Origin of the sequence: Pseudonocardia nigra, assembly GCF_019396355.1 — a bacterium.
In the GTDB taxonomy this organism is placed as follows: domain Bacteria; phylum Actinomycetota; class Actinomycetes; order Mycobacteriales; family Pseudonocardiaceae; genus Pseudonocardia; species Pseudonocardia nigra.
The window spans coordinates 1-5,624 of the sequence record NZ_JAHKRK010000339.1; the positions used below are offsets into that span (position 1 = coordinate 1).

Consider the following 5,624-nt stretch of genomic DNA (forward strand, 5'->3'; position numbering starts at 1 on the left):
TCTCCTTCATCGAGGGCTTCTACAACCCCTTGCGCCGGCACTCCCGACTGGGCAACCTCAGCCCCGCCGCCTACGAACAGCAGATCACGACACAGAACGAGGTGTCCGGCTGACGGGGGTCACTTCAACCTGCCCCCCGCTGTGATCGGCCGCCACGCCGGTGACGCCTTCCAAACGACCCAGCACCGTCTGCAACCGCCGTTCGCATGCCTCGCAGTCCATGCCATCGACTTGCCAAGAAATCATTCGCGCCATCGCAGACGCTCCTTCTCTTCGCTCTCCAAGACCGACTTCAGGTGGTCCTCTCGCAACCACCGATGGCACCGTATGAGGTTGCCCCTAGGGCAAGGTCAAGCCGAGTGGCCCGTGCCATCCGACAACCCCCACACCCGGGCACCTGGATGCTGGGCAAGCCGGCACGGGCGGCTGGGGCTGCCGGCCACGGCGGTGCGCCTCTACGAGCCCAAGGGGCTACTGCCGGAAGCGCCGCGCGAGGCCGGCTATCGACTTGACAGCGACGAGGACGTCGCGCGACCGCCCGTTCTTCCCAAGCCGCTTACGCTACGCGGATGGTGACGGGGTCAGCGATTGTCGTTTGACGATGTCGCGCAGTGTCGAGAACATCATGGACCACTTGCCGCGCATCGAGTTGGCGAATACTCCCGTCACGCTGACGAACATCACGATCATGGCCCAGATGGGAGAGACCAGCCCGGTCGCCGCGAGTGGCACGCCGATACCGTTGAACAGGAACGCGAGGACGACGTTCTGCTGGGTCCGCCGGTAGCTGCGCCGACCGATCTCGCGCGCGGTGAGCACGGCGTCGAGCCGGTTACCGACGATGATGACGTCACCGGATTCTATCGCGATGTCGGTGCCGCCGCCCATCGCGATGCCGACGTCGGCCTGCGCGAGCGCGGGTGCGTCGTTGATGCCGTCGCCGACCATGGCCACTCGGGTGCCGTCGGCTTGGAGCTCCCGCACGATCTCCGTCTTGTCCTGGGGCAGTACTTCCGCGCGGACCTCGTCGATCCCGAGCTCACGGGCGACGCGCTGTGCGGCGCGGCGATTGTCGCCGGTCACCATCACGGGGGTGAGGCCCTGGCGCCGCATCGCGTCCAACGCGGTGCGGGCCTCGGTGCGGATGTCGTCGCCCAACGCGATCAATCCCTGCAGCTCACCGTCGCGGCTGACGGCGACGACCGTCCGGCCGGCCTGCTCGAGCTCGGCGGCCCGGTCAGCCAGCGGCCCGAGCTCGCCGACCTGCTCTGCGACGAACGACGGTCGGCCCACCAGCACGACCGCCCCGTCGACGCGGGCACGGACACCCCGGCCGCTGAGCGCCTCGAACTCCTCGACCGTGGAAGGCTCCGATCCTCGCTCGCGGGCAGCGGCGACGATGGCCTCCCCGAGGGGGTGCTCCGAGGGCGCCTCGGCGGCCGCGGCCAGGGCCAGCACCTGGTCGCGATCGCCTGTGGCTTCCACTTCGCGCACGGTGAACACGCCCTCGGTCAGCGTGCCGGTCTTGTCGAGCACGACACGGCGGACCTGGCCGAAGGTCTGGAATGCCTCCCCGGTGCGCAAGATGATGCCTTGCTCGGCTGCATCACTCGAGCCGCGCACAAGCCCCAGCGGTGCAGCCATCCCCATCGCGCACGGATATGCCAGGATCAACACGCCCAGCGTCGCGAACAAGGCGCGGTTGAGATCGGGCCCGTCCCCCAGTACGGCCGGGGCCACGGCCCAGAACACTCCTGCCAGCGCGGCCAGCGCCAGCACAGCGGGGATGTAGATCTTCAGAACACGGCCGACCAGATCCACGACACCCGGTTTGAGCGCCCGCGCCTCCTCGATATTGCGCACGATCTGCTGCAGAAATGTGTCCTCGCCGATGTGGGTGACCTCGATCAGCAGCGTTCCGGAGCCGTTGATCGCCCCGCCGATGACCTCCGCGCCTTCGGTCTTTTTCACCGGCATCGCTTCGCCGGTCACCAGCGACTCGTCCACCGCGGAGTGTCCGGAGGTCACGCGCCCGTCGATGGGCACCCGCTCGCCTGGGCGGACACGGATGAGATCGCCTATGCGCACCGCCTTCAGTGGCACGTCGCCTTCCAGTCCGTCCCGCACCAGCCGGGCCGTGTCGGGCTGCAGCTCCATCAACTTTCGCACTGAGTGTGAGCTGTGCGTGCGTACCAGCAGCGACAGCCACATCGAGAAGATGTGGTAGGTCGCCACCAGCACCGTGACGGCGAAGAAGCCGCCAGTGGGGAAGTCCGCTGGCCGAAGCGCCAAACCGACCAGCCCGCCGGCCAACCCGCCGAAGATGGATGCTCGCACCACCGGTCGATTGGTGAGCAGCCCGCGGCGCCGCGACTGCACCGTGTCCACGAACAACTCGGGTGTCACCACCAGTGAGGCCACCGCGAGAGCGCCGAGCACCCAGCCGACCCAGCCACCGACCTTGTCCACCATCTCGAGCAGCATCAATGGAACTGTGACCACGCTCAGCGCGCCGAGGATCAGCAGCCGGCGTCCCTCGCTGACGACCCTGGAGGCGTCCTCATCCGAACTCTGTGCCCGGCTCGGCGGGGCCGAGTCGCCGACTTTGAAGCCAAGATCGTCCAGCGCCGTCGCCAACTGGTCGGGACCAACGCGTTCCGGGTCGTAGTCGACCAGCACCTGCTGCTCGGGCAGGCTGATCGACACTTCCGCCACGCCCGGCTGCTCCCGCAGCCCGCGCTCGATGATCCCAGCACACAACGCGCATTGCATGCCACCGGCCTGCATGCGAAGTCGCGCACGGCCCTCGGCAATCGTCTCGGAGACCGGGATGGTCATCGCCGCTCCTCACCATGCGTCTACCGTTCTCTTGGCCTCTCTGGATGCACGCTAGGACCTTGCCCTAGGGGCAATGTCAAGCTTGCGGCGCAAGCTGACGTATGGGAGGAGATCGGCTACGGGTATGGCGGAGACTCCGTGGCCAGCGAGCTGGTCGACCACATCGGGGCCCAGGCCCGAGCCGGAGCCCGACGAGGGCTGACCGGGCCAGCTCGTCGAACTCCCCGCGCCCGCACACCGTGTGTTCCCGTCGTGGGATACGGCTCCAGCTCGTCACGCGTCTCAGGGAACCGACGGGGGAGACCCTTCGACCGTTCCGGCCCGGTAAAAAGCAGTTGTCAGCATCTCGCGGCACGCCGCCTCGCATCGCCGGCACTCGTCGGCACAGACCTGGCAGTGCTGCACTCCCTGCCTGCCGTGGTGTACGCAGACTTCCCCGCAGGACTTGCACGCCTGCGCGCATGCCTCGAGGACGGTCCGGGTGAGGTTGGCGTCGTAGCCGGTGTGGCGCGACAGCACCCGGCCGGTCGTGTCACAGATGTCCGCGCAGTCCAAGTTCATGCGATGCATGTGGTCAGCTCGGCGACCTGTGCCTCGCTCAGGCACGCGTCGGCGCAGGCCGTGCAGGTCTGCGCGCAGTCGAAGCAGGCCTGGATGCAGGCGGCGAGCTTCTGCCGGTCGATGCCACCCAGGTCGGTTGGGTGCCGAGCATCGAGGCAGCGCGGGTCATCGTCATTCCTCCTCTGGACGCGCAGGACCCGCGTGGGATACGCGGGGTGGCCGGGGCGAACTGACTGCTCTCGCGACGGGTGCTGCCCGGTCCCGTCCGCGACGGGCGGCCACGACCGTCGCAAGCGATCGCCGCGTCGGCGGCGGACCGGCCGTGGTGATGTACGGCGGCGGCGATCAGAGTCGCGCCACCCGATGCTCGCAGATCGGTGTGCGCACCGGATCGACGGTGAGCGTCAGAGCTGGGCGTCCTCGACGATCTGGCAGACCACGGCGTCCTGCCCGCCACGCCGGGCGCGGCTGGCGGCGCGGCGCGCGGCCAGCAGTGAGCGGCGCAGTTGGCGCAGGTCGCCGAGCTTGCGGTCGATGTCGGCGATGTGCGTGTCGAGCAGGGCGGTGACGCGAGCGCAGGGCTGTTCGCCGCCGCGTTGCAGGTCGAGGATGTTCTTGATCTCGTCGAGGTGCAGGTCGAGGGTCTTGGCCTGGCGGACGAAGTGCAGGACCGCGAGATCCTGTTCGCCGAACAACCGATAGCCGGCCTCGGTGCGCTCGGCCTCGGGGAGGAGGCCCTTGCGTTCGTAGAGCCGGATGGCCTTGCGGCTCAACCCGGTGAGGGCGGCGGCACGGCCGACCGTCACAGGCTCCATCGAAGCCTCCCTGCTCAAGTCCTGCTTCGTCTTGACCTTACCCTCGCGGCAAGGTCTTACGGCTCGTGTGCCAGGGGGCAACGACATGTCTGTCCCGATCCGCCTGGGCACCACGGAAGAGTGGTAGCCCAAAACACGGCACGGCCCCGCCCGACGAGGGTCGGGCGGGGCCGAAACGAGCGAGCCGCCGTCAGCTCGCCATCTGGCGACACACTTGGGCGGTCTGGCGGCACGCCGCGGCGCACGCGCGCATCTTCGCATCGTCGTACCGCTCACATTCGGCGGCGCACCGCTCACACAGATCCGCACACAGCCGGCACAGCTCCTTGTAGGAGGCGCTCTCCCGGGCCAGCAGCGGGATACAGCCCAGGCAGAGGGTGGCGCAGTCAAGGCACAGCTGGATGCACTCGGCCATGGCCTTGTCACCCGCCTGCGCGCACACCTTCGCGCACGCCTCACATGCCGCCGCGCACTCCCCGCAGGAGCGGATGCACTCCAGCCGCTGCTGGTCCAGCAGGCCGCTCGCGGCCGTCTCGGTGGTGGTCATGCACTTCACCCCACTGATCGAAGGACGTCGAAGCCGGCCGTCACGGTGACGGCCAGGCCCCTGCGGTGTGAGGAGCCGTACCTGGCCCACATCGCCCCAGGTGGGGCGACGGTAAGGGATTCCCGTTGCTGGAAGGTCAAGCCGAAGGCGAGGCTCCGTGGAATGCCAGCGATCCCGGCGGGGTGGGCCCGCCTGCCCTACCCTCCGATCCTAGGCAGCAGGAAGGGCGGAGGAGGATGCGCATCGGGGAGCTCGCGGAGCGGGTCGGCGTGAACACCAAGACGATCCGCTACTACGAGTCCATCAACCTGCTGCCCCAGGCGGCCCGCACCGCCGCCGGGTACCGGATCTACGGCCCCGACGACGAGGCCCGTCTGGCCTTCATCAAGACCGCGCAGCAGCTCGGGCTGACCCTGGACGAGGTCAGGGACGTCCTGGCACTGCGCGACGCCGGGACCACGCCGTGCGAGCACGTGCGCGCAGTGCTGCGTACGCGTGTCCGCGAGATCAGCCGGCGCATCACCGAGCTGCGGCGTAAGCAGAAGCAGCTGCGGGCGCTGGAGACGAGGATCGACGACATCCCCGAAGACGGTGCGACCATCTGCCGAATCATCGAGCACGCGGCGGGGCACCGCCCCTGTTCTCGACCAAGTCGGCGAACACGCCCTTGACCTTCCAGCCAAGGGGAAGGATTAGCGTTGGGTAGGAGCGGACTCACGGACCGGGGGTAACTGCGCAATGGCCTTGCGTTAGGTTGATCTTGGCGCCGACACGCCGGTCGAGGTGCGTCGTCTGGTGGTCGCCTCTGGGGATGATCGCCGGGTGGCGCACGACGGGTCGGAGGGGGTGTCTCCGGAGGGCTG

At 68.5% G+C, this 5,624-nt stretch carries 5 protein-coding genes and 1 pseudogene; 1 reads left to right on the plus strand and 5 read right to left on the minus strand.

Annotation, left to right across the window (positions count from 1 at the left end; translation table 11 throughout):
- Positions 1–84 precede the first annotated feature (84 nt).
- From KME75_RS47275 to KME75_RS39665, 5 genes and pseudogenes are all read right to left on the minus strand, one after another.
- A complete protein-coding gene (locus tag KME75_RS47275) occupies positions 85–255 on the minus strand; it encodes a heavy-metal-associated domain-containing protein (protein ID WP_219420143.1) in 171 nt (56 codons plus the stop codon).
- Between the two features lie 306 nt (positions 256–561).
- On the minus strand, positions 562–2,838 hold the full coding sequence (locus tag KME75_RS39650; RefSeq protein ID WP_219420144.1) for a heavy metal translocating P-type ATPase: 2,277 nt from the start codon (positions 2,836–2,838) through the stop codon (positions 562–564).
- 282 nt (positions 2,839–3,120) lie between these two features.
- Positions 3,121–3,692: pseudogene (locus tag KME75_RS47660) on the minus strand (four-helix bundle copper-binding protein).
- A 111-nt stretch (positions 3,693–3,803) separates the two neighbouring features.
- Positions 3,804–4,214, minus strand: coding sequence for a MerR family DNA-binding protein (locus KME75_RS39660; protein ID WP_219420145.1), 411 nt, complete (start codon positions 4,212–4,214; stop codon positions 3,804–3,806).
- 190 nt (positions 4,215–4,404) lie between these two features.
- Positions 4,405–4,761 carry a four-helix bundle copper-binding protein gene (locus KME75_RS39665; RefSeq protein WP_219420146.1) on the minus strand — a complete coding sequence of 119 codons (357 nt, stop codon included), beginning with the start codon at positions 4,759–4,761 and terminating at the stop codon, positions 4,405–4,407.
- 236 nt (positions 4,762–4,997) lie between these two features.
- Here KME75_RS39665 and KME75_RS39670 point away from each other — a divergent pair, with 236 nt between their 5' ends.
- The gene (locus tag KME75_RS39670) at positions 4,998–5,432 is read left to right on the plus strand and encodes a heavy metal-responsive transcriptional regulator (protein ID WP_219420147.1); all 435 of its coding nucleotides are present in this window, start codon (positions 4,998–5,000) and stop codon (positions 5,430–5,432) included.
- Positions 5,433–5,624: the final 192 nt, after the last annotated feature.

Bases quoted from the DNA above. Each gene is read 5' to 3' on its own strand.
- KME75_RS39660 (WP_219420145.1), bottom strand. From the start codon at position 4,214: ATGGAGCCTGTGACGGTCGGCCGTGCCGCCGCCCTCACCGGGTTGAGC.
- KME75_RS39665 (WP_219420146.1), bottom strand. From the start codon at position 4,761: ATGACCACCACCGAGACGGCCGCGAGCGGCCTGCTGGACCAGCAGCGG.
- KME75_RS39670 (WP_219420147.1), top strand. From the start codon at position 4,998: ATGCGCATCGGGGAGCTCGCGGAGCGGGTCGGCGTGAACACCAAGACG.
- KME75_RS39650 (WP_219420144.1), bottom strand. From the start codon at position 2,838: ATGACCATCCCGGTCTCCGAGACGATTGCCGAGGGCCGTGCGCGACTT.
- KME75_RS47275 (WP_219420143.1), bottom strand. From the start codon at position 255: ATGGCGCGAATGATTTCTTGGCAAGTCGATGGCATGGACTGCGAGGCA.